The organism is Sutcliffiella sp. FSL R7-0096 (genome assembly GCF_038595065.1).
GTDB lineage: Bacteria > Bacillota > Bacilli > Bacillales > Bacillaceae_I > Sutcliffiella_A.
On record NZ_CP152003.1, the window covers coordinates 239,965 to 264,758 of the forward strand.

22 protein-coding genes are annotated in these 24,794 nt (G+C 30.6%); 18 read left to right on the forward strand and 4 right to left on the reverse strand.

From position 1 onward, the window contains the following. Positions 1 to 357 precede the first annotated feature (357 nt). From MKY77_RS01455 to MKY77_RS01495, 9 genes are all read left to right on the forward strand, one after another. The gene (locus MKY77_RS01455) at positions 358 to 1,197 is read left to right on the forward strand and encodes a TnsA endonuclease N-terminal domain-containing protein (RefSeq protein ID WP_339148446.1); all 840 of its coding nucleotides are present in this window, start codon (positions 358 to 360) and stop codon (positions 1,195 to 1,197) included. A gap of 13 nt (positions 1,198 to 1,210) precedes the next feature. Further along, on the forward strand, positions 1,211 to 3,397 hold the full coding sequence (locus MKY77_RS01460; RefSeq protein WP_339148448.1) for a Mu transposase C-terminal domain-containing protein: 2,187 nt from the start codon (positions 1,211 to 1,213) through the stop codon (positions 3,395 to 3,397). Beyond that, a complete protein-coding gene (locus MKY77_RS01465) occupies positions 3,381 to 5,111 on the forward strand; it encodes an AAA family ATPase (RefSeq protein ID WP_339148449.1) in 1,731 nt (576 codons plus the stop codon). Before MKY77_RS01460 ends, MKY77_RS01465 begins: the two co-directional genes overlap by 17 nt. Positions 5,112 to 5,126: 15 nt before the next feature. Beyond that, the gene (locus tag MKY77_RS01470) at positions 5,127 to 7,010 is read left to right on the forward strand and encodes a TnsD family Tn7-like transposition protein (RefSeq protein ID WP_339148451.1); all 1,884 of its coding nucleotides are present in this window, start codon (positions 5,127 to 5,129) and stop codon (positions 7,008 to 7,010) included. Positions 7,011 to 7,308: 298 nt separating this feature from the next. Further along, a complete protein-coding gene (locus tag MKY77_RS01475; protein WP_339148452.1) occupies positions 7,309 to 7,596 on the forward strand; it encodes a hypothetical protein in 288 nt (95 codons plus the stop codon). A 101-nt stretch (positions 7,597 to 7,697) separates the two neighbouring features. Beyond that, positions 7,698 to 8,069, forward strand: a complete 372-nt coding sequence (locus tag MKY77_RS01480; RefSeq protein WP_339148453.1) for a hypothetical protein — start codon at positions 7,698 to 7,700, stop codon at positions 8,067 to 8,069. Between the two features lie 372 nt (positions 8,070 to 8,441). After that, positions 8,442 to 8,927: a hypothetical protein gene (locus tag MKY77_RS01485; RefSeq protein WP_339148454.1), complete on the forward strand. Its 486-nt coding sequence runs from the start codon at positions 8,442 to 8,444 to the stop codon at positions 8,925 to 8,927. A 128-nt stretch (positions 8,928 to 9,055) separates the two neighbouring features. Next, positions 9,056 to 9,427: a hypothetical protein gene (locus MKY77_RS01490; protein WP_339148456.1), complete on the forward strand. Its 372-nt coding sequence runs from the start codon at positions 9,056 to 9,058 to the stop codon at positions 9,425 to 9,427. Positions 9,428 to 9,692: 265 nt separating this feature from the next. Beyond that, on the forward strand, positions 9,693 to 10,274 hold the full coding sequence (locus MKY77_RS01495) for an NUMOD4 domain-containing protein (protein ID WP_339148457.1): 582 nt from the start codon (positions 9,693 to 9,695) through the stop codon (positions 10,272 to 10,274). A 376-nt stretch (positions 10,275 to 10,650) separates the two neighbouring features. Here MKY77_RS01495 and MKY77_RS01500 read toward each other — a convergent pair whose 3' ends face one another. Then, complete coding sequence (locus MKY77_RS01500) at positions 10,651 to 11,847, reverse strand: IS110 family transposase (protein WP_339146208.1); 1,197 nt, start codon at positions 11,845 to 11,847, stop codon at positions 10,651 to 10,653. Positions 11,848 to 12,520: 673 nt separating this feature from the next. On the opposite strand from MKY77_RS01500, the gene MKY77_RS01505 reads away from it, so the two are divergent. The 6 genes from MKY77_RS01505 to MKY77_RS01530 all read left to right on the forward strand — a co-directional run bounded on the left by MKY77_RS01505 (position 12,521) and on the right by MKY77_RS01530 (position 19,908). Then, positions 12,521 to 13,612, forward strand: coding sequence for a hypothetical protein (locus MKY77_RS01505; protein ID WP_339148458.1), 1,092 nt, complete (start codon positions 12,521 to 12,523; stop codon positions 13,610 to 13,612). Between the two features lie 688 nt (positions 13,613 to 14,300). After that, positions 14,301 to 15,551, forward strand: a complete 1,251-nt coding sequence (locus tag MKY77_RS01510; protein ID WP_342515622.1) for a TnsD family Tn7-like transposition protein — start codon at positions 14,301 to 14,303, stop codon at positions 15,549 to 15,551. An 805-nt stretch (positions 15,552 to 16,356) separates the two neighbouring features. Beyond that, the gene (locus MKY77_RS01515; RefSeq protein ID WP_339148460.1) at positions 16,357 to 16,998 is read left to right on the forward strand and encodes a 2OG-Fe(II) oxygenase; all 642 of its coding nucleotides are present in this window, start codon (positions 16,357 to 16,359) and stop codon (positions 16,996 to 16,998) included. Then, positions 16,976 to 17,584, forward strand: a complete 609-nt coding sequence (locus MKY77_RS01520; protein WP_342515623.1) for a hypothetical protein — start codon at positions 16,976 to 16,978, stop codon at positions 17,582 to 17,584. The genes MKY77_RS01515 and MKY77_RS01520 overlap by 23 nt, the downstream gene beginning before the upstream one ends. A gap of 18 nt (positions 17,585 to 17,602) precedes the next feature. After that, the gene (locus MKY77_RS01525) at positions 17,603 to 18,556 is read left to right on the forward strand and encodes a hypothetical protein (RefSeq protein WP_339148463.1); all 954 of its coding nucleotides are present in this window, start codon (positions 17,603 to 17,605) and stop codon (positions 18,554 to 18,556) included. Positions 18,557 to 19,293: 737 nt separating this feature from the next. After that, positions 19,294 to 19,908: a methyltransferase gene (locus MKY77_RS01530; RefSeq protein ID WP_339148465.1), complete on the forward strand. Its 615-nt coding sequence runs from the start codon at positions 19,294 to 19,296 to the stop codon at positions 19,906 to 19,908. A gap of 62 nt (positions 19,909 to 19,970) precedes the next feature. On the opposite strand, the gene acpS is transcribed toward MKY77_RS01530, so the two are convergent. From acpS to MKY77_RS01545, 3 genes are read right to left on the reverse strand one after another with little or no spacing between them, the layout of a single operon-like run. Next, entirely contained in the window at positions 19,971 to 20,360 is a 390-nt protein-coding gene (gene acpS / locus MKY77_RS01535; RefSeq protein WP_339148466.1) for a holo-ACP synthase, read from the reverse strand. Further along, entirely contained in the window at positions 20,357 to 21,310 is a 954-nt protein-coding gene (locus MKY77_RS01540) for a ketoacyl-ACP synthase III (protein ID WP_339148468.1), read from the reverse strand. The genes acpS and MKY77_RS01540 overlap by 4 nt, the downstream gene beginning before the upstream one ends. Positions 21,311 to 21,326: 16 nt before the next feature. Continuing rightward, positions 21,327 to 22,346: an LLM class flavin-dependent oxidoreductase gene (locus MKY77_RS01545; RefSeq protein WP_339148469.1), complete on the reverse strand. Its 1,020-nt coding sequence runs from the start codon at positions 22,344 to 22,346 to the stop codon at positions 21,327 to 21,329. A gap of 152 nt (positions 22,347 to 22,498) precedes the next feature. On the opposite strand from MKY77_RS01545, the gene MKY77_RS01550 reads away from it, so the two are divergent. The 3 genes from MKY77_RS01550 to MKY77_RS01560 are packed head-to-tail and all read left to right on the forward strand — an operon-like array spanning position 22,499 to position 24,772. After that, positions 22,499 to 22,759 carry an acyl carrier protein gene (locus tag MKY77_RS01550; RefSeq protein ID WP_339148470.1) on the forward strand — a complete coding sequence of 87 codons (261 nt, stop codon included), beginning with the start codon at positions 22,499 to 22,501 and terminating at the stop codon, positions 22,757 to 22,759. Positions 22,760 to 22,765: 6 nt separating this feature from the next. Further along, on the forward strand, positions 22,766 to 23,689 hold the full coding sequence (locus MKY77_RS01555; RefSeq protein ID WP_339148471.1) for an NAD-dependent epimerase/dehydratase family protein: 924 nt from the start codon (positions 22,766 to 22,768) through the stop codon (positions 23,687 to 23,689). A gap of 45 nt (positions 23,690 to 23,734) precedes the next feature. Further along, on the forward strand, positions 23,735 to 24,772 hold the full coding sequence (locus tag MKY77_RS01560) for a radical SAM protein (protein ID WP_339148472.1): 1,038 nt from the start codon (positions 23,735 to 23,737) through the stop codon (positions 24,770 to 24,772). Positions 24,773 to 24,794: the final 22 nt, after the last annotated feature.

Sequence of the window (24,794 nt, forward strand, 5' to 3'; positions counted from 1 at the left end):
CACCGACATTATTGTTAGTAACTATACAATAATGTCGGTAACTAAACATTATAGATAGTAACTGGACAATAATGTCGGTAACTAGGTAACAGGTTATTTATTAAAAAATATCTTTTTGAATAGATTTTTGGAAAATAAGCAATATAAGAATGATTTATTTGATTAGATCATTTAACTAAATGGCACTTATTAAAGGTGATAAATATGTTAGTACCAAAAATCAAAATATTAATTATTAAATTTTTAAAACCCCTGCTTAATGCGGGGGTTTTTATTTTTGTCTTAGAGTCTAAATACTGACTCTATATATAGAGTCTATATTGTCTTCAACATACTATACGAAAGTGAGATGAAAAAATGAATCGTGGTCAAAGAATAAAAAAATTTCAAGAAAATAGAATTAGAGATGGCCGGGGACATGGAACTGGTAAAGATTACGAACCGTTTATTCAAGTTCATGATAATAAGGTTGCTTCGGAAGGATGGGTTACACGTCATTTAGGCTGGAAAACTAACAGAATCCATCATACATTATCCGAACATGAGAGGAGGTACCTTTATTACTTAGAATGGTTAGAGGAAGTTGTTGATATTAGAGAACAATTCCCCCTTCTTCCACTTAGTAGGACAGAAGAAATCGCTGAACAATTAGGGATTAAGCATGCAAATGTTGATGGTGTACCAGTGGTTATGACTACCGATTTCGTTATTACATTAAAAACTTCTAATGGATTAATTGACTTGGTTCGAACGGTAAAGCCTGTATCTAAATTATCTAAGCGGACATTAGAGTTGTTTGAGATTGAGAGGCGATACTTTGCAGAACAGGATATAAATTGGGGGATAATTTTGGATAGTAAATTACCCAAAACGTTAATTTCTAATGTGGAATGGATGTATGAAGCTAGATATCTTAGTACAAGACCAACAATAGATGAAGAACTAATTGATCTTATTGGTGAATCGCTCTTTCTGAAAATTATCAATGATGATGGGGGAACTGCGATTAGCAAGTTGTGTCTAAGGTGTGATAGTGAGTTTGGAATAGATAGTGGAACAAGTATGTTTATATTGAAGCACATGCTTTCGACAAAAAAATGGGGAACCAATATGAATATGGTAATAAAGGATTCCCATCCATTAATTATATTTAACTTGGAAAAGCAAAGAGAATCAATAAATAAAAATATAGGTTAAGGAGACTTCAGTAATGTTAATTGTAGAAAATAGTATAATTGAACTTTTAAATTTTGAAACTGAAACGGAACAACCTATTCTATTGAGAGTTCTTTGGATTAGTCCAGATGGAATAGACATTATTGTAGTAAACATAACTGATCAAAAAAAAATGAAGTTTCCCTATTCACTTAAATTTACACAATTATTAAGTGAAATTCTCGAGAATAGAGCAAGAGTACTCGAAATAGAACCAGATACAAGGTTGATTTCACCTGATGAAAACTATTTAAAGAAATATGGTGCACAAAGAGATAGCAATTGGTTAATTATCCAGAATATTGCAAATGCAGAACCAGATATCTATCTTCCAAAATTAAGAGGAAAATTAATACACAAGACTGTAGAAGAAACAGGGAAGTCCAAAAAAGAATTATATAGACTTCTTAAAAGATACTGGTTTTATGGTAAAACAAAAAACGCTTTATTGCGAAACTACTTTGATTGCGGTGCACCAGGGGAACCAAGAAATTTCACAAAGAAACCAGGACCAAAATCAGCAGATGGAAATGATTACATTGTGAAAGATTATGATAAACAAATATTTAAGAAAGCAATCAAAAAATTTCATATAGAAAGGAAAATGGACCTTACAGCAACTCATCAACATATGTGCGAGGAACATTATAATGCAGGGTATTACCGTAAAAATGGTGTTATGGTCCCTATAATAGAACCTCAAAAAGTACCAACTTTAAGACAGTTCTCCTACTGGTATCATAATGAATACACACTCGGAAAACAGTATGCCAATAGACACGGAAGAAGGAAATCTGAAATGGATGTAAGGCCATTACAAGGTGATGCAACAGAACGGGCGAAAGGTGTAGGTTTCTTGTATGAAATAGATTCTACTCCAGCAGATATTATATTGGTGGCAAATGATAGAAAGACAACCATTGGTACACCTACACTTTATATAGTAAAGGATGTGTATAGTCGTATGGTTGTAGGGTTTCATGCTAGCTTATTACATGCTTCCAAAATAGAACAGATGGTTGCATTAGAAAATTCCGCTAGTGATAAAGTCGAATTTTGTCGTCAATATGGTATTAAGATAGAAGAAAGTGATTGGCCTTGCAAGTATTTGCCAAAGTTTTTAGTGGGGGATCGAGGAGAGTTAAAGGGGAAATGGACAGAAAATCTAGTAAATATAAATGTTGATGTTGCTAATGCCCCCTCTTATCGAGGAGATTTGAAACCATTTGTGGAACAGCACTTTCGTTTAACCAATAAAAAAATAAGAGAACAGCTCTCGCATGCAGGAGCAAAGCCTGCAAAGCTTAGGGAAAGAGGAGAGTTTGACCCAACACGAAATGCTGCTTTGACCATATATGAGTTTACCCAATTTATGATACTACAAATAATAGCCTTTAATAAGAGTGCCCTTAATAAAGAATATTTTGTTACAAAGGAAATGTTTGAGGAAGAAGTGGAGTTAACTCCTCTCGCAGTTTGGAATTGGGGGAAAAGAAAAAATCTACTACATGAGGTTAGACGTGATTTACTTCGTTATAACCTATTACCTAAAGAAAGAGTTCCTGTTACTAGACATGGAATTAAATTTTCAAATATGTACTACACTTGTGAGATTGCAATAAAGGAAGGTTGGTTTGAGGAAAAGTGTATAGAAGGTCAAGATACCATTACTATTTGTTATGATCCTCGTAATGTAAGTAGTATTTTCATTCGTTTAAAGAATGGGCGTATTGAGAAATGCTATCATACTGCGAAGTATAAAGATTATGATGGTCTACATTTAGAAGAGGTCAAAGAAATTTTGAAATATAAAAGAAACCAAATCAAAATAAAAGAAAGGGAAGAAAAACAACATCTAGCAGAATTTCATGCATTTTCAGAAAATCTAGCTGACGAGGCTATTGCAACTACAAAAGAAGCAACTTCTGATTTAAGTTTTTACGAGCGTCAAAAAAACAAGAGAGAAAAAAAGAAGCAGGAGGGCAAATCAATAGGTAGCCATAATGCATGGACTGCATTAAACAATACAAATAAAGATAGTAAAAACAACATTTCAAGAGAAGTGATAGAATTTCCAAATAGCAAAGAGGTAGTTATTAAAGCTGATGAGAATTCTAAAATTCAACAAGTCTTTACTAAGAAAAATAAAGCAAGGAGAAGAAGTAATGAATCTTTGGAATGAAGGACAACAAAGCCTTAAGGGAATCCATTGTATGGCTACATATAAAAGTCAAATTGTACCGGAAAACCAAGGGAACCCGTTTATTGAAGCTATTCCTAACCGTGTGGATATAGATGGATTTTATGATAGGCTTCATTCCGTTCCCAAGTTTGAAGAAGGTTTCTTGGGATTGGGTATTGAAGATCGTTTAGAATTGGTACAACAAATAAAACCGAGCTTCTGGACTCCTCTACCAGCTCATTATGAAAAATATAGAGGTTTATACAACATGATTAAGATAGGTTATCAATCAAGAAACCCGCTTAATGCTGTGTATAATCGTCAGTTTGCTATCGGATGGGACAAGATACTTGAAAATGGAATAGATGAGAAAGGTACTAATTTAGCAGGTAATATTCAAACAGCTCAAAGTCTTGCAGAAATAGGGTTAAGTGGAATGGGAAAAAGTAAGATTTATGAACGTATATTAAACAATCTATTCCCACAAGTTATTCATCACCATGATTATAAAGGAAAGAAATTACTTATGACACAAGTAGTTTGGTTAAAAATTGAATGTCCAAGTGGGAAATCACTGGGGGCATTATGTAAAAACTTCTATTCTGCTGTAGATGACTTATTAGGTAGTAACTTTTATGAAAAATTTGGAGAAAAAGGAGGAACTATTGATAATTTGGCTAAGCGTATGGTCAAAGTTGCTGCTCAGATAAATTTAGGTGTATTGATTATTGATGAGATACAAAACGTACATAAGGCTCATTCTGGCGGGGATGAGCGGATGATTAACTTCTTCACCGAATTAGTAAATACCATAGGAATACCTACAATAGTTATTGGTACATTTAAAGCGATGTACCTATTTAAAAAATCATTAGCTAACGCTCGTCGAGGTGTTCCAGATACATTCAGTGAAAATATTACAAGCTTTATGTTAGAAGATAGTTGGGAATGGGATGAGTTTATCGATGCTCTTTGGGATTTACAATACACTAAAAAATATACACCACTTTCAGATGATTTGAAAAAGGTTATGTATTATTACACTTTAGGAATACCAGATATAGCAATAAAATTATTCATGCATTTACAATCAAAAGCAATACTGAATGAAAGTACAGAAATAATCACACCTTCACTTCTAAATGAAGTTGCATCAAAAAGTCTTAGACTGCTTTTTCCTCTCTTTGAAAAAATAAGAAAGGGAGGGGGGAGTTATTCCGATTTGGAGAGTATAGAAGATGTTGAACCAGAATGGGAAGAGTTTAATAATTATATAAAGCAAGCTGCTTTCAAAATTAATCTCTATGGAAAAATTAAAAAAAACCATTCAAGAGCTCAACAACTGAGAAGTAAAGAACAAATTTTAGAGGAATTGATTAGTTTTGCTACAAATCTTACCCCCACTCTAGAAGTGGCTGAATCGTTGGCTTATGAGGTATATAATGCAAGCGAGGGAATGGGTGAAGAACAACACATGTTTGCTCAATTAGCTCAATTAGCATTAAAAACAACTACTCCTTTTTCCTCTGAAGAAAAAGGAGAAAATAATATAGATAATAAAAAAAAGAGAACAAGAAAAATTAAACCTATCCTTGAAGAATATGATATTAGATATATTGTGAAACAAGGTTATAAAAATAACTTTTCTACAGAGGAAGCTTTAGAAAAGGCAAATCTAGTAGTAGACTGTGATGAACTTCTTAAATATATCTAAGTATTGGGAGGCTATATGAAAAAGTTGTTGTTTTTTCCTGACCCTTATCCGGATGAAGATTTTCGTAGCGTTATTTATAGGTATCATGTTAGGTCTGGAAATTCAAATTTTAATCAAACTAAAAAAGAGCTTTTTAATGTAAATTCTGATAAAGTAGGCTCAATTCCCAGAAATCTTTCGTTTTTACTTAACAAAATGCCTTATGAGAATCATTATACTAAAGAGTATATTCTAGCATTCACTTGGTTCCCTATTCTTAAAGCATTATTACCAAAGAATAGATTACATAATGTAAATAAAGATATTATGTTTGGAAAAACCGGTACAAGTAACTATGCCAATAAAATAGATATACAAAAGCATTTTCCACTAGTAAAGAAAATAGTGAGTTATTGTCCTATATGTATTAATGAGGATTTTGAGAATTATGGCGAGGCTTATATTCATTTACAACATCAATTATCCTTTGTAAACTTTTGTCCCCTCCATCATGTATACCTTATTGAAAAATGTTTGAGATGTGGTAAATACTTAGCTAATAAATATTCAACTTCCCTAACTATAAAGCCGTGTTGTGATTATTCATGTATTAAGAAAATCAAAATAGATACGATTTTTTATTATAAACTTAAGTTACTATCGGAAGTAAATTATTTTAAACAGTACAATAGGATGGATAGTAAGAAATTATTTGCCAAAATAATAGTGCTTCTTGGCAATAATAATTATATTAATAATAAAGGGGTTATAGATAAGACCAAACTAATTGAAGATTTATTTGAAAAATATCAAGAAGATTATTTATTTTCATTAGGTATAGGAAGAGAGACTTTAACCTCCAAATTCTTAAATCCCAATTACATGGCGAATTTCTCAATAATTTATATTCTGTTAATGTGCTTTTTGGCTGGGACTGTCGAGAACTTTTTTAAAAACAAGGATACAAATTCATTACCTTTTGGATCAGAACCGTGGCCATGCCATAATACCGTTTGTCCTACTTATAACAAAAAAGAAACAAAGGTCAATTGTAGAAGAACTTTTTTAGATAATATTATTATTGGCAGCTTTACTTGTAATGTTTGTGGTTTTAAATATACACGAAAATATTACGACGGTATTAGTGAAAGTGATGGGAATAATTACAATGTGACTAATATGGGGGATCTTTGGAGAATTAAAGTAATCAAACTATATCTCGAAGGAAGTAATGTTAGAAAGATTGCGAAAATATTGAATTCTAAACATTCCACAGTAGCAAGATTAGTTAGAAATATTAAAAAGACAAATTTTTCATATAGTGAATGTGCTACTACTGATTCACTTGACACTTCATTGTTAGCCGCAAGTGTTTCCCGAGATAAGCGTAAAGAAAAATATAGAGCAAAAATTATGCGTTTGAAAGATTTAGATCTTAAAATTACTAGAGTTGCAATTAAAAAGATTGCTAATAAAGAGTATAGTTGGCTTTACAAGAGTGACTTGAAATGGCTAAATGACAATATTCCTCCAGTCCGTGAGAGATTAAATTATGTACATTTGGATAAACATTTACAACAAAAGATTAAGGAAGCTACTAGAAGTGCATATGATTCCAATCCCCCAACCAGAATAAGAAAAGGTACAATATTAAGAAACTTAGACCTAAAAGATAGAAATCAAATTGTTAGTCATAAAGAGAAATTACCTAAAACGTATACTGAACTGGAGTCTTCCATAGAAACTATTGAGGAGTATCAAATACGTCATGTTCCTAGTATTTACTTACAATTAAAGTCATCAGGTTATATAAATGTTACTGTGGAAAGTATACTAGCGTTTCGTAGGTCATACAGGAAATGTTCAAATGAAACAAAAAAAAGAATCGAGGAAGTTTTAGAGAAGTTACAAACAAGTTAACAGAAGATAACAGATAACGGGCTCCTGGAGAGAAGAAAGTATTTGAAGGAGGATTGGGAGCTCTAATTTAGCGCGATTCTAAAGCAAGGGTTAGCGCTCATTTTTAATTTTATGGCCAGATTGTTTAGTTAATAAATCAATTCAACCCGACATTGATTTAATGGCAATATAACTGATGATTCCCTACCAATACTTAAAGAAGGTTTCGTTGAGAAGCATCCTTTTAGGGTTTCTTCCAAAGAAGGAAAAACCTCCCTTTTGACGAATAGTTACTTATAACAATCGAAAGGAGTAAAGTATGATTGGAGGAACATTCAGTAAGCGGCTGCCAAGCTGTTTAACAATTAGAGACTATAAACTGCTAATGATATTTATTGAAAATTCCAGCAATCGTGATGTAATTTTGTTAGTAACGAATACGATTTTTAAGATCCTTGAAGCAGAATCAATAAATGATGCTACCAAGAAGTATAAAGAATCTATGGAGAAAACCAGGTTATTATCAATAGATAATTCAACAAAACAAGATATATATGGACTTTCTCACATCGCATATGTTTCTAAAAGGAAGATTTATAAAAATTAGAAACACAATTGAAGGAGTATTATTCTTGTAAGAATAAGAGCATACATAATTTGTATAACATAGTAGAATAGTCTTATTAATATGTTAAAGGAAGATGAGCTATGAACTATGTTGACTATCTAGATGCAGTAGATATTCTTGGTTGTTTGCTGGACAATATTGAGTCAGTGATTGAAAGCTTAGAAACATATAGATTTACTCGTTGCGCCGAGCAGAAAGAAAAAGTGAAGAAAAAATTAATTGATATTAAAATTAACGTAAAAAAGCATTTGGATTTATTTCTGCATAACAATAGAAATATCTACACTCTTGAATATCTCATCGCACCTTTATGTATTAGTAGCTACATCCTTTCAAAAATTGGTGTTAATCGTATTAACCCTAATAGTTATGAAATTGTAAGAAAACAATTGTACCAGGTCCAATTCTATGTCAAAAAATACTACAATTCTATTTTGAATCATTCACATTAAATAAATGGACTTGATAAGGAATTGTTTTAAAAAAATCTTTTATTTTAGCTTATTTTCCAATTAATGTTAGATGTGTTTCTATGAAGTGATAAATTACAAAGCAATTCAAAAACCTATTCATTCATATTGCTTAACATTGATTCTAAATTAAAAGGTTTCAATGCTAAAGGAAGGAAACCAATTCCGCTATCGGGCGCAATCCTGTAACAAGGATCAGCGCCCGTTTTTATATTGACCAAAGAAATTATCTTATTGAAGAAATTGTTAGATTATAAAATAATTAGAATTAAGCAAACGGGCATTTTAGTTGAATAAAGTAGGGGAATCAACTTTATTCATTTGCTTTTTTCGAAGAAGGGGGGAGAATTAGTTATGAAGAATAAATCCCTTGAGAAAAAGAATCGTGAACTGGTTAAAAAGAAATTAAGTGAATTATTATTGCCATATGGCTTTAATAAAACAAAGCCTTCCTTTTATACAAGGTTTTATGAAGATAGGATTGAGTTTATACATTTGCACAAATTCACTTTTGGTCCTGCCTTTAGAGTTCACACTTTAAAAGATGAACAAGATTTTGTAGCATTAAATGGAATTGAAGCGAATGGATATAAAGATGAATATCCAATAAATTATAGCTTCAAATATCATAATGATATTGATATTGATTCAATTTATAGATGTGCAAAACAAATATTGTTATTTGTAGAGTACGAGGCTTTGCCTTGGTTTGAGATATGGCGAAAGGATGATAACTTATATAATAGACCAGAAAGCCCATATAAGTTAATAAAAGAGGGACTTTATAAAGAAGATGAACTAGATACCCTTAGTAAAAAACTATTAGGAAATATGAATTAGTATTTCTTATTCCACTAAATGGAGCAATTACGGCATAATAATCGCTCTTCATTATTGATGAATTGGGCAGATTACTTCAATAAGTATTTTGGAATTTGTGCTTAAGTATTTGTTGAGGAGGGAGAAATTTGAAAAAGAATATAGCGATAATATTAAGTTTAATATTCATTTTAATAGGTTGTTCTTCCGGAGAGGAAAGAGTAGTTAGTAAATTGAAATCTGAAGTTGAAGGTAAGTATAGTATTGTGATTTTTGATGATAAATCGATTTCTGGAGAGTTTCAACAAAGAATAAATAATGATTTAATGGATGCAAATAAATTATGGGATAAAGTTCCTTCCTTATCGTACATAATTGTAGATGAAAATTCATCCCATGATTTTGATTATAAAGAAGTCTTATCTTTAAGTGAGTTCCCTGAAATTTTTGTTTTTGACAATAAAGGGATAGTACTTAGAACAAATAAAGTTGAAGATTTAGAAGAGTTATTGCTAAATTAAAACAAAAGTTACAATATCGTGTTTTTCCATAAACGGGCGCTTATCTGTTACAAGGTAAGCTTCTTTTTTGTGAAATATATATTGAGTAAATGTTCGAAATTTGAAATAATTGGTATTAAGCAATAGGGCAGAATTGTGAAGCAAGAGCAGAATAATGAAGGATCTCTTTTCCCTATGAAGTAATGGTTCAGTACAGTATAAGTAGGAGGGTAAATATGCGAGGAGACAAGATTGATGAGGGAAAAAGTCCCTAAGGATGTGACGTATGGATACACAAACTTTAAATATAATAAAAGAAATTACATCTGTTGGTGAATGGAAAGAAGTTGAAGGTTATCCGAATTATATGGTAAATACAGATGGCGAGGTATTAAGTAAAACTAATGGTAAAATATTAACACATTATATTAACACTGGAGGGTATAAGTTTGTTTGCTTAAGAATTAATGGTAAACCTAAACAACTATTAGTCCATCGACTGGTCGCGATAGCCTTTATACCTAATCCTGATAAAAAACCAGTTGTTAATCATATAGATTCTGATCGAGGAAATCCTAAAAAAAGTAATTTAGAATGGGTTACTCACAAAGAGAATTCAGAACATATGGTTAATAGTTTTGGTAGTCCTAATCAAACTACGATAATTTTGTTAGATAAGACGGGGGATGAGATATGTGTTTTTCCATCCGAAAATCGATGTTTAAAATACGTATATAAACATTTTCGCATTAAATATGGATATGATGAGGATGAGAAAATAGTTGGTGTTGATATAAATTTATACACTGAATTATCTCCTGTATTAAGAGACGGAAGAGTAGCTAGACGCGTTAAACTTAATTTCTAAGAAAAAAGCCCCCGTTACTAAATAACTAGTTCCGCTTTGGAGTACAAGAACTAAAATTGCCATATAAAAAAGCACTACAAAAAGCACAATAAATCAAATAAAAATAGCACTGGTTTTAAGTATACTGCCAGTGCTGTTTAGAATAGAGTTTGTGAAGAAAATTACCTAAACTAACGAGGGCTATAGTGAAAGGAGAATAATTTAATTTAAAGAATGAGACCATGTTATAGTTATTCCATTATACCAGCTAATATAAGTCAACACTTTTTAAGTAATAATACTAGATTAAAGATGTTATAATAAAAACATGCATGACAAAGAAACTTCAATAATTTCATTTGAAGTTTTTGTAAATGATGTGATTATTTGTATAGGATTATGCTGTATACTTTTGCTTATGTTTTAAGATGGCATAAATCCAATGCAATAGCTTGTTGGCGCAAGCTATGATGGCTACTTTGTGAGGCTTGCCCTCACTTCTTTTTTTGTCATAAAACTCTCGGAGTTTCGCATTTCGGTTGTTTGTTAACCCACACTGAACAGCTGTATAGAGTGTTTGACGTAGCTTTGTAGATCCTCTCTTGGTGATGCGATTGATAGATGCTGTAAACTTCCCTGATTGGTAAATCCGAGGATCAATGCCTGCATAAGCTACTAGCTTTTTCGGGTGACTAAATTGTGTGACTTCACCTATTTCTGAGATAAGAGTAGCTGCAATTTTAGAACCCACCCCTGGGATGGAGCGAAGGATCTCATAATCCTCAAAATGCATTGCTAATTTATCAATTTCCTGCTCAAGTACGTTGAGAAATTTTCGTTGTTGAAGAAGCATTTGAATATACATTTTTAGAGTAACTAAATGGCTTTGATACAGTGTTTTCTTAAATGGGTTCCGTTCTGCTGCCTCTTTTAACTTCAATGCCTTTTCGCAAAACCAACCAAATGATCTTCTACCTCCTAGACTATGCATCTCCTTAGCTATTTCATCAGTTTGTATCTTCAATACGTCATCTGAAGTAGGGTAAGTGAGTAAAGTCTTTAATGATATAGGCGAATATAAATTACTAAAAACACCTTTATATTCAGGGAACACTTGATCAAGAATGGTTTGAAATTGTAATTTAAGTTGAACATAATTACGCGTTAATGAATCGTGTTGCCTACACAAATTTCTCAAGTTCATCGTTTGAACACTTTTTCTGTGAAAGGCTACTAAGTCTTCTTTGTAGTACAGTTCACACAAATGTTTCGCATCAGCTGGGTCTGACTTTACTTTTCGGAGGCTACTTTTTTTCGTTTCGTAAGAAACAACGGGATTAACTAAGTAATAAGTAATCCTTCTCTCCTCAAGATACTGTAAAATCGGTTCGTGGTAATGACCTGTAGATTCAAAAATGATGACAGGTTCAGCGTCAGCTTGCCGTTCTACCTCTTTGTAAAATACATAAAAATCTCGCAGTCCATTAGTATCATGCTTAAACTTAAAGCTCTTTCCGAAGGGGCGCTTTCTTGCCAGGAAAGCTTGAACTTGGCTTTCTCCTTTTGCGACATCCAGGCCAATCACTGGATCCATAGTCTATCACATCTCCAATTATTAGATTTGTCGGTAGCCCCTGTCTATCTTGTAGTATCATAGCTTCGCTTGTTATGCGGGGTCCAAGCCCCAACCAGCCTCAAACATGTTTCTACAAGTAGGGGGTGGACAGTATAACGGACGGGATCAATTAGTCCCAAGGGCGCGAACGTCCTACCCCGACTACCTAAAGAATAACCTATAAAAAATAGGCCAACCAGATAAATAAGCAATCTGGATGACCTTATAATACGAAAGGGCGCGATCCAGGATCAGCGCTCGTTTTATATGAGTTCAAAATGATAAATAGCATATTGTAGGACTTTTTAAATTATGAAATAATTGGTATTAAGTAGTGGGGTAATATAAATTAATTAAGTATTTAATATTAAATGAATTATATATAAACCGAAATTTTATGCAGTACTTGTGGATTAAGTCTGAATTTTTAAAAAATAACTGCTATATACAATATTTTTGAATTGTCGTAAACAGTAATTTATTTTAACGAGAGCACTTTTATTATGAAAATTAGTGAATGAATCTGTTTCTGGTATTGTCATTAATACAATTTTATTTAGGAAGAAAGAGGATAGAGTGTGGCGGCTGTGGCATTAGTGCCTTATAGGTTCATGTTCGCTAAAGTAAAAAATAATTAAAAGGAGTTTATTTCATGACGTGGATATTAGAACTAAACAAAGGTTCTATTGAAATCTTAGAAGAAATATCAGCTGAAGAGAATGAGAAAATTACTGAATCAAGTAAGTTAATTAATTCGCTTTATAAAGAAAATAGTTTTATTGAATCAATTATTGAAGAGTATAAGGAATTAAGTAACTCTTTAAAAGGAGAAAATTCTAACAAAGTAATTAGACAACTTAATAACTACCTCAGTGCTTATAAGGCTTTTATAGATCATTGGAAAACATTTATTAGTAGAAATAAGGATGAAAAATTTTTGAGTTTTTATGAAACACAGCTTAATGAAATTTATGATAGATGCTTTAGCTACCGACTTGTATATAACTTAAGAAATTACGCTCAACATAGTGGCATCCCTGTTTCCTCAGTAAGCAAATCAGTGAATACAGAAGTTATGTTAACCTTGCTTAAAGAAGATTTTTTAAATAATCATACTGGTATGCAAAAATCCTTCAAAACTGAACTGAAATCATTAAATGTAAACGAACTAAATATTAATGCAGCAATAAAAGAAGTTCATAATGAACTGTTGAAATTACATCAGAATCTAATAAATAAACAATTAAACTCATTAGGCTATAAGTACTTATTAGAATCAATTGAAATACTAGATTTTTATAACAAGTATAATAAAAATAATGGTGATTTAGTTTTAACAACAAACAAGGATGTAGAGGCACTTAGAAAAATGAAAGATGAACCATCACGGGAAAATATAAGTTGGTCATCCATCCCTTATAATGTTGCAAAACTTATTATCAAAAGTGTTTTTATTAAGTATTCCTACAAAGGAAAAAATATTGGAAAATCTTCAGGGTTTCCTGAGTTACACAAACCCCGAGTAGTATTAGAGATGCCAAATTTTAAAACAGGTAGTAAGTACGTATATCACAAAGGGGTAACATGGCTTCTAGTAGGAGAAAGTTCCGGATGGGCATGGAGAGATGGATATGATAGATACTTTGCACTCTATATGCCTAAAGGATTGAAAATGGATGAATACATGAAAAAATTTGAAACTTTCCAAGATGAAATTAATGTTCTTTTTGAAAAGAACATATAAAAGAACTTAAAATAAGTTTTAAAGAGAAGATTTAAAGTGATGAATTACGGGAACAATGAGCATATTCTAATTTAAGGAGTAAATTATGCTCTTCTTTCCTAAGCTATATGAAGATGAACTACTTTATAGTGTGATAGCAAGATATCACCAATATTCAGGAAACGAAAACTTCAAACATTCATTAAATGAGAGTTTTGGATCAAGTACAATTTGTTCCACTTTATTTTTTCCATCTAGTATTTCAAACTTAATAAATAACCTTCCTCACCATTCCTTAACATCTAATGAAATTATCGATAACCATACAATATTACCTTATTACAAGCCTTGGATTCCTATAAACAGGTATTCAACTTTAATTAATAAAATGGTAAATGGAAAAGGATCAGATTTGTATATGCTGTTAGGAAGAACAGCAAGTAGTGTGAAAAGTAAACAAAGTCTATATTATTGTGAAGACTGCGTGAAATTTGAAACGAGAATGTATGGAGAAACATATTGGCACAGAACACATCAATTAGATGGTGTCTTAGTATGTCATATTCACCGGAAATTCTTAATTAAGTCGAAGATAGATTTAAGTAAAAGAACTAATAAGCATAGCCTATTTACATTAGATAATAGCATCGAAACGAATGACTCAAAGAAAATTGTCTATAGTCGAGATGATTTTAAACATCTTTTAACCGTGGCAGAACAAAGCTATACTCTTCTCGAATCTAGATTTACAGCAATGATTCCAGAAAAATTAAGGGTATTTTATGTGAGCAAACTTAGAGAAATGGAGTTTGTAACTTTATCTGGAAATATTAGATGGAAGAAACTAATAGCATCTTTCACTTCTTATTATGGTGATAATGTTTTGAAGGAATGCAATAGTAATATTAGTTTCGGAACAGAGGATACCTGGCTACATAAAGTACTAAGGAAACCTAGAGGATCTTGCCACCCTCTGAGACATATATTACTTATTAGCTTTTTAGGGGAAACAGTAGAATCACTATTAAAAAAATTTAACACCGACACATATAATCCTTTTGGTGTGGATCCATGGCCATGTCTAAACAAAGCAGCGGATCATTATAAGGAGTCTATAATTACCACTGTTAAGATTACAAAGGATTTTAAATCTTCTAATCCAGTCGGAACCTTTAAGTGTACATGTGGTTTTTCGTATTCTAGAAAAGGACCTGATTTGGTTACAGAAGATCGATATAGAATAGGAAGGATAAAAGAGTTTGGGGGTGTATGGAGGAAGAAACTAAAGGAGATCAATGAGAGTGATTTATCATTAAGAAAAAAAGCAGAAGTGTTGGGTGTAGACCCCAAAACTGTAATAAACCAATTGCTAAAAGATGATCTAATAAATATCAATGTTGAGTCTATTTCAAATGATAAAAAGCAAGGTCAAAAGCAACAATGGCTAAAATTAATTAATGAAAACACGGGTCTTTCCATTTCTGAATTAAGGAAAAGTAATTCAAACCTTTACATGTGGCTATATAGGAATGATAAAGAATGGCTTAAAGAACATTCTCCCAAGAAGATTAGGATAAAAAGTAAAGGGTCGATAATTGACTGGGAGCAGCGTGACATACAGATAGAAGAACTAGCAAAATCTATAGTTAAAGATATTTTAAATGAGAAAAAAATACAACGTGTTACCAAAAATGAGGTAGGGAGAAGAATGGGGAGAATAAACTTATTATACAAAAATATGCATAAGTTACCCAAAACTAAGTTTATTCTGGAAAATGGATTAGAAAGCATTGAAGAATTCCAAATGAGGAGAATTAAAAATGTTGTAAAGAAATTGATGTTAAATCGAGGCGTTGTTAAAGAGTGGGAAGTTATACGGGAAGCAGGACTAAAACCTAAATATGCAAATATACATAAACACTTTATTAAAAGAGGAATTTTCGCATCATATAAATTATAGTTGAAAGTTTAAGAAGTGATTAATTTGACATCCTTGATAAATTGTCTGTAAGTGAGTTAAAACAAAAAGTACTCCTCAAATTAAATTCTATTAAAAACGAAGAACAGCAGTATAAGGGGAAACGGGAAGTCATTGGTTACTATAATTAGTGTTACCAATTACAGTTATTATTATGTAAAAGTGATAAGTAGTGTTAATAGATAATTAAAACAAACACAGTTATGGGACACAATAACTGTGTTTGTTTTAGTTGATAGGACGACTTTGATTATTAACGAAGAAGTTAATTTTGTTTTACCCTTCTTTTTATATTTAAAATCTCAGTGGCTAATTACTAAACCTAAATAAAGTATAAATAAAAGGGTAAGCTTTTTTTACCAAGTTGAACTTGTTGCAATTGTTAATGTTAATCTATGGAGATAATAGGGTTCTGGTTACCTCCCACTCCTTATATTTAGAAGGTTATAATCTTGCAACACCTAGCTATCTCAATACATAACCAATTAAATATATTTTATGTTCTAAATATTTCGATAAATAATTGACAATTTTAAACAGAATAACTTAAAATTAAGATATCCTAAATGATTAGGAAAAATTATACTCAGGAGGTGCTATTATGAAATTCGAATTGATTGACTTAAAAACAAACCTTGAAGATGTTCGTGTACAACCCGGGCCAGCATCAGACCAAACTTACTTATTAGTTGAAAGACAGAAAAAGGAAAAAAAATAAGCTGTTCTTAATGGGTAGATCTCCGGTTTTGGATATCTATCCTCTATTATTTTTTAGGAGGAGAAATTAGTGGTATATAAAGGAAAAAAAGATTCAAATTTTATTTTTAATGGACTAACATATAATATATATCCTTATGGACACATTTTAGTTGAAAAAGTTTTTGAAGAAAAAGTAGCAAACGACATTTTAAACTGGTTGGAAAATAACGAATTATGGAAATATAATGATGCATCTAATCATAAATCTTCAGGTTTTTTTATTAATAAGGATAATCTACCGGATAACTTGTTATCTGTCTTTAGTGGTGAATCACTGGAAAATTTACTTGATACGTTCGAGGAGATTTTTAAAACATCTTTTTTCGAGAAATTTTCTGTTGCCGCTGTAAAACACGAAGTTGGTCACGGAACCACAATACACACAGACTACATCGAAAATAACAAAGCTGATTTTACTCACAGGTTTATAGTTTATTTAAATAGAGACTGGAAGGAAGATGATGGAGGGTTATTCGGGGTTTTTAAGGGTAGGAATATGGATAGTCTTGTATCCACTATACCGCCACTTAATAACTCAGGTGTTGGACTATATATAAGTCAAACTTCATACCATGCTGTAAGTGTAGTGAAGAATAGCAGAAGATTTAGTTTGGTGTTCTCACTTTTATCTAGAGACGGACATGATAATGGTTCTGGTATTTCATATTAATAAAGATGTAGGTGATTTAATGATTGATTATAAAGTATTAAATATTGAACCGTATATTAATAATAGAGGCTTCACATCAATTAGTACAGTTAAAGAAGGAAACTTAACTTTGGGTAATTCTTCTTTTCCTCTTGAAAAATTTCTACACAATAATACATATTTTCATAAAGATGTGCCCTTCCATTTTTATTCCAATTCAAAAGGAGACAATATTGAACTGATGGGGCAAAGGATAGAATTACCTTCAATTATTCGAGCAGATTCTTTACATATAATAGGAAATTCTAGTAATGGTAGCTTCTCAGATAATATTCTTTTTATATTAAATAATAATATAATTTTAAAAAAGAAGATAAATTTAACGTGTTTATTAGAAACAAATAGTTTATTTCAAAATTATATTTTTAAGAAATTTGACTATTTACACAATATGAATGGTATTTGTTACGATGAATCTGGAACCTTATGGTACGAGATAGTTGAATTTGATAGAACACTACAATTTAATGAGATTTTGTTACCTGACAATCCCTTCATGCATATATTTTCAATGACATATGGCTATTCTAAAGACTATAATAACTGAAAGAGTGAGTGTTATCTTGTGGATAAGAGTTTAATATATAAAAATAACTATTTAAACTGTGAGCAATCATGTATCTCAGCAATACTTAGTAGAAGTGATATTAATGTAGATTTAATATGGAAACAAGCAGGGTTATTATTTAAAGAAGTAGGGGAAATCTTTTATCTTTCCCCTTATTATAAAGATTATTCATCTGATTTCCTCGAAAATCATAATATTAAATTAATTGAATATCATTATTCAAAAGAACAACTAAATAGAATTGTAGATGATATCTATAGCTCCCAGAAATTGAACTTAGCCATATGTGTTACTTGTGACCCGTTTTATTTACCATACTACAAACCATATTATAAGAAATTTCATTCAAGACATATGATAGAGATTATAAAAATAAATAAAGAAAAATCATATATAGTTGATCATACTCTTTTATATCAAGGAGAATTAAGTACAATATTTATAAAAGAAGCAATTACGTCACCCCATACAAATGATAGGAAATTGATTACTATAGAAACAAAAAGCCTGAAAGATTCAGTAAAATCAACAACTGATATTATTAATAATATAAAATATGAATACTTACATATCATGGCTGGGAATCCTCTTTATAATTTTAAACAAGAAAATTATAGTGGAGCTACAATTGGGCTTGAAGCTATAAGAGAAATCGAGGAATATATATTAAAATATATAGATTTAGAGGATCAAAGAGAAAGTATGAATTTTTTATTTAAAGCTTTAAGGGAAGTTTGTAATTCTCGCTTTCAAATATACAAGTTGTTTAAAAGTGTAAATTTAATTAGGGAGGCTGAGCTTTTTCTAGAATCTTATCAATGCTGGTCAATACTGAATAATTTAGTCGCTAGATATAACCTAAAAAATGATATATCTAATATCAAATCGCGAATTGCAATACGAACTGAACAGTTATATAAACACGAAAAGAAAATTCTTGAGCTATTATAAGGTGCTTAAAAAGAATAAATCAAATGTTTTTTCATATTAAAAATATTAAGTGTGCTCTAATTTAGTATATGACCAGCAAAGCACTCTTTTTTGTATGTGCAAATTTTTAATATTTACTAACAATATGTAAATTTATACATGGATAGTGTAAAATATTTATGGCAGAGGGAGCAGGGTATCGATATTATAGTTTCTTAGAGTATTTATCCAATAATATTCAGAGTACTCTATTTTGTTGTTCAACATTTCATACTTAATTTATAATAAGGTGTAGGTGAGAGGTTATTCTTTGAAAAAAATACAAACTTACTAACAAAAATATGAAATAAAACTCAAGATAGGGATAATGGGTCTAGGATATGTGGGCTTATCATTAGCCTTGAATTTTTCTAGTTTAGGTTTTAATACATTTGGCATTGATTTAGATACCTAGAAAATAAAGCAGTTAACTTTAGGGGAATCATATATTAAGGTTATTCGGGATAAGGATATTCAGGAGGTTGAAATTTTTTTATGCCCAGTAGCAACTATAATGTAATAAGTTATTTAGATGTGTTGATTGAACGTGTTCTAACACTGGATAAAGAAAACCTTGAACCTGATCGGCAGTTCCGATTTTAGATACTATAGATAGGTTAGATAAAACAAAATATAGTCAACTTTATAAGATAGGATCTCCTAATAATGATTTTATCTACAGTTTTCCTTTATTACTTATATACAAAAGGGTGAAAAATTTGATAAAAACAGTGGTAAATGATGTTGAACTAAAATTTAAAACAAACGAAGAGTTGTTCTCTCCAAAATATTTGGATAAGGGTACTCTTGCAATGTTGTCAATTATTGAATTTGAAAAGAACGATAAAGTATTAGACCTGGGATGCGGTTATGGTTTAATTGGGATTTTAGCGGCAAAGCTATGTATACCAGCCAATATAACCATGGTTGATATTAATGAAAAAGCAGTAAAATGTTCAAAAGAGAACGCTAAATTAAATGGGGTACCAGAAGTAGAAGTTACATTGAGTGATGGATATTCGAATATTTTAACTAATGATTTTAATAAAATTATTTGTCATCCACCATATCATGCGGACTTTTCAGTTGCAAAAATGATTATAGAAAAAGGCTTTAATAGGTTAGCTATAGGGGGACATATTTATTTAGTAACCAAGAGAAAGGAGTGGTACAAAAATAAATTAATTTCTACTTTCGGTGGGGTTAAAATATGGGAGATAGAGGGTTATTATGTTTTTATGGCAATAAAAAAAGAGAGCTCTTATTCAAAAGCGAAACCTAGAAAAAAAAGAAAGAAAACAGGAGAAAATAATAAAGAAATATTTAAAAAATAAAAATATATAATAGGGGACTATTGATTATATTCGAAATATCAATAGTCCTTTTAAATAGTTGTTTAATTATTCTTCTCTATTATTACAAATGAATTTACTATTCGTCTACAGTGGCTAATACTTACATGGATTCTTAATCCATTTTCTATTCCAAGACGTGATAAAGCATTTTCTGATATAGAACAAATTGGCTTTCCTTCACTATCATTCAATATTATTATATCCTGAAACCCAACTTTTTTACCAATACCACAGCCAAATGCTTTTACTACTGCTTCTTTAGCACTTAATCTTCCTGCTACAAACTCACATAAACTATTACCTCTTTTATATCCTATCAGAATTTCTTGTTCAGTTAATATCCTATTTATAAATTTTTCTTTTGTTGATTGACCAAATATCTTCTCAATTCTTGATAGCTCTATAATATCAGTACCAATTCCTATAATCATTCAAATTTCCTCATTAATAAGCAGCTTGCCCATGATAAGCCTATACCAAATCCACTTAGAATCACATATTCTAATTCATTATTATTTAGTTTAGATTCTAAAATAAGTGGTATTGACGAAGAAATTGTATTTCCTTGGTTCTCCAGATAAATAGGAACTTTATCTCTAGGTAGTTCAAGTCTTTTTCTAAGTGTTTCAACAATAAATTTACTTCCTTGATGAAAAATAAAAAGATCTATTTTTTCTGCGTCCATTTTTTCTACATCTAATAATTTTCTTACTTGTACAGGTACTTTTTTTGCAGAAAAATTATAAACAGCTCTTCCATTCATATTAATAAAACCATTTACTTTATTTAAAGAGTACTTTTCACCTTGTGTTGAAAAAATAAACCTTATTGGTGAAAATCCTGATTTAGAGGTATTAGTATTCATATGGTTAGTGTTTATAAGTAGTGTTACTGTAGCTGCATCTCCAAAAAGTAGAGTAGTATTTTTATCAATATCGTTAATTATTTTTGAATATGGATCACAAGTGAATAAAAGGCCATTTTTCATATTGTTTGATTCAATGAAACTCTTTACTATTGATAATCCATAAATATACCCAGAACAACCAATTGAAATATCAAAACTGGCACATTCCTCAACAGCCCCCATTTTCTTATGAAGAATTGAAGCAGTGTTTGGTAATCCTTCTTTATCTGGATTCTGAGTACAAACCACAATACAATCAATATCTTCTACTTTAATTTTTGTCTTTCTAAGTAGATTTTCAAATGCCTTTAAACACATGTCAGAAGTATCTTCATCTTTTAGTTTTCTGCTGACTTGCTTAATTCCTATCGATTGTTCTATAAAGTGATTATCAATATTAAACATACCTTTTCTTTGATAGTTTGATATGTAGTTATCTGGTATATAGCTACCAATTTCTTGAATATATATCAAATGAAACATCCTTTCATCACATTTTCAAGTAAGGAAGAACATAATTACCAATCCGCTCGATTTCCTTATCATTTGAGGCTGACAATAGTAAAAAGAAGCTTACACCTAGTTCTTGATATTTCTTTAAAGTATCTGCAACTTCACCATAACTGCCAATAATAGATAAAGACACAGTTGTACTAATAGACGCTAATCCTCCCCACAGTGCTTTATTACTGAATTCTTTATTGAATGCATTATGCTTTAAAATACCAATCGAATCTGCATTAGAATAATATAACTTAACTAGCCTTTTTTGAAAGGGTGAGGCTCTTTCAATTAACTTATAGGCTTCATTCCATGCTTCATTAGTTGTTTTTCTAGAAATGATATTTATATATATTCCACTTTTTACTGACCTTGAGTATCTTTGTGAAAGATTATTAAGCCTTGAGATTTGTTCACCAACATTAGGAAAATCATCAGCATAACTTAAATGGTAATCTCCAAATTTCGCAGCTGCAGCAAGAGCTTCATTAGAGCTACCGGCTACAAAAATACTTGAAGAGTCCTCCCCCCTTATTTTTGGATATATAGTAGCATTATTTACTTGGAAAAACTCCCCTTCATGTGAACAAATCCCCTTACGTAATTTTTGTAGTAATTCTAGAAACTCATAGGTTCTTTTGTACCTTATTTCATGATTGAGGTATTTAGTATCTTTTAAAATGCCTTCTTTAGAACTTCCAGTTACGACATTTATATCAATTCTGTTATTAGTAATATAATTTAGAGTATTTAATGCTTTTAATGTGCTACTCGGCAAAACATGACTTGTATTTTGAGCAACAATTAATTTAATACGTTCCGTTTTCATAGCTAGATACGTTGCTAATATCCATGGATCAAAAGAATTTGGAGTACTAGAAACTAAAATGGAATCAAAGCCATTCCTCTCAGCTAGTTTGGCTTCTTCAATGTTTTTATTTAAAAATGTTTCTTCATCTTCAAATTTATTAAGTGAATTATTATCTGGTAATACCCAAGAAAATTTCATGATTCCCTCCAAAAAAACTATAAATAAAAATAAAATTATAATTTTGTGAATATTTATAATAAATATTATACAAAAAAAATTGTTAGTTTTCAAAAAATATGATAACCTAATTTTATAAAAAAATGTAACTTCTTGTATAAAGGTGGAGTATAATGGAAATGAAATTAGAATCTAATACAGAAAAAAAAATTTTAAATATCCTAGGGGATATATTAGAAATTGAAGATTTTAAAATTGATGTGGTAACAAACTTATCTACTATAGGACTTGATTCACTATCTGCAATAAAAACATTAATAAAAATTGAAGAAGTATTTAGTATTGAGTTAGATGATGCAGATCTAATTATTGAAAATGCTGAATCTATTAGTAAGCTAGTATTGTTAGTGAAAAAGTATTCTTATAGGGGTTAGTTATAGATGAGGACTGTTGCAATCATTGGTGGTGCGGGTTTTATCGGGTCACACTTATTTAATTACTTTTATAGAAGAGGTATTTACCCAAAAATTATTGATATTAGTGAAAGTAATAATTTTGAGAATTTCTCATCAGTGGATATCTTAGACAGAGAAAAACTGATGTACGAGCTAAAAGGAGTTAATGAAGTCTTTCATTTAGCGTCGTTAGTTGGAGTTGATAGCTGTCTAATTCAAGAAGAAAGACTCTTTCGGACAAGCATAGAAGGTACTATAAATGTCTTGGATTCATGTATTAAGAACGGGGTGGAAAAAATCACGTTTGCTTCCAGTAGTGAAGTCTATGGCGAGTTAACAGAGTCCAAAATGAAGGAATCTGGAAATTTTAAGCCTAAATCCCCATACGGTAAAACAAAGTTAGAATGCGAAAAAATATTGTATTATTACAAAGATAATATACAAACTAATATAGTTAGATTTTTTAATGTATACGGGGAAGGTCAAAGAACTGATTTTGTTATTAATAAATTTATTTCTTCTATACTTAATGATGACTTTATAACTATATATGGAGATGGGGAACAAACTAGATGTTTTACTTATATTAATGATGCTATTACCGGTATGTTAGCGGCTCATAATTATAAAAGTATTAAAAACTATGAAATTTTCAACATAGGAAATAAAAATTCAATTAGTATAAATAGTTTAGTAGAGTTATTAGGTAAAATTATAGGGAAAAGTCCGAAAATTCATTATTTAGAGTATGGGAATAATGGAGTCCGGCCTAGAGAAATTGAAGTATTCAATAGGTTTCCTGATACGAATAAAGCTGAGTCTTTATTGAATTTTACTGCAAAGACTGAATTGCAAAAAGGATTAAGAAATATCGTTAGATTCTATTATAGTAATATGGTTAATAAATAAATCTAAACTTTAGTTTTTTACAACTAATAAGGAAGGAATTTGTTAATGGATCGTATCGCTAAAATGAAGCATAATTTTCTAATAAATGAAGGAGCCTCATTTTCCCCCTATGATTGTCTTCTTTATCTAACTATTAAATGTAACCTAAATTGTCCTATGTGTTTTCAACAAAATCATGAAAAAAGAACAAAGGATATTACATTAGAAGATATTCAGAGCATTTTTGAAAGAACACCGGTGGATTCAGTTTTCCTTATTGGTGGAGAAATATTTGTTAGGAAGGATATTTACGATATTTTAGATTATTTTGATACTTCTGGGAAGAAAATATCTTTTTTAAGTAATGGTACTCTAATAAATAGGGAAGGAATTGAGAAAATAAAAAAATACAAAAACCTTCATGAGGTTTGGTTTTCATTAGATGGTCTTAAATCTGTAAATGACAAAATTAGAGGAAAAGGATCATTCGAAAAAGTTTCTAAAGTTATTAAAGAACTTACTCCATTTAAAACAGTAAATGTAAATTGTGTAATTCTTGAAGAGAATATTGATCAATTGGAGGAAATTTTAGACTATGTAAATAGTTTGGGGGTAAGCAAAATCAGTTTTCAATTTAAAATGTGTTACACCGTTGAACAGTATATCGAAACTATGCACTTAACACAAAAAGAACTAGGATTCAAAAATTTATTCTATGATGACTGTGTTAAAACAAATATAGATCTTAGTTTTATGAATAAGTTAAAGGAAATAGCCCCTCGCTTAAATAAAACTAATCTTCAAACCAAAGTAACATTCTATCCAACATTATTTCTTAAACAATTAGATCAATATATTAATGGCACATTAAGAACAAATAATAAGTTGATTTGTAATGACTTTGTCAATGCTAGATTAAAAATCGGCTCAAAAGGAGAGCTTCTACTATGTGAATCTATGAAATTTAGTCCTGGTAATTTACTTGACAAAGATTTAGACTCTTTGTGGAATAATGATGAAATGAGGATTTGGAGAAAACAACTTTGTAATATTAACATGACAGAAATGTGCAGTAGATGCTGTGGAGTAGGTGTAATTTCTTAATCAATTTTAAGAGAAAAAGGAG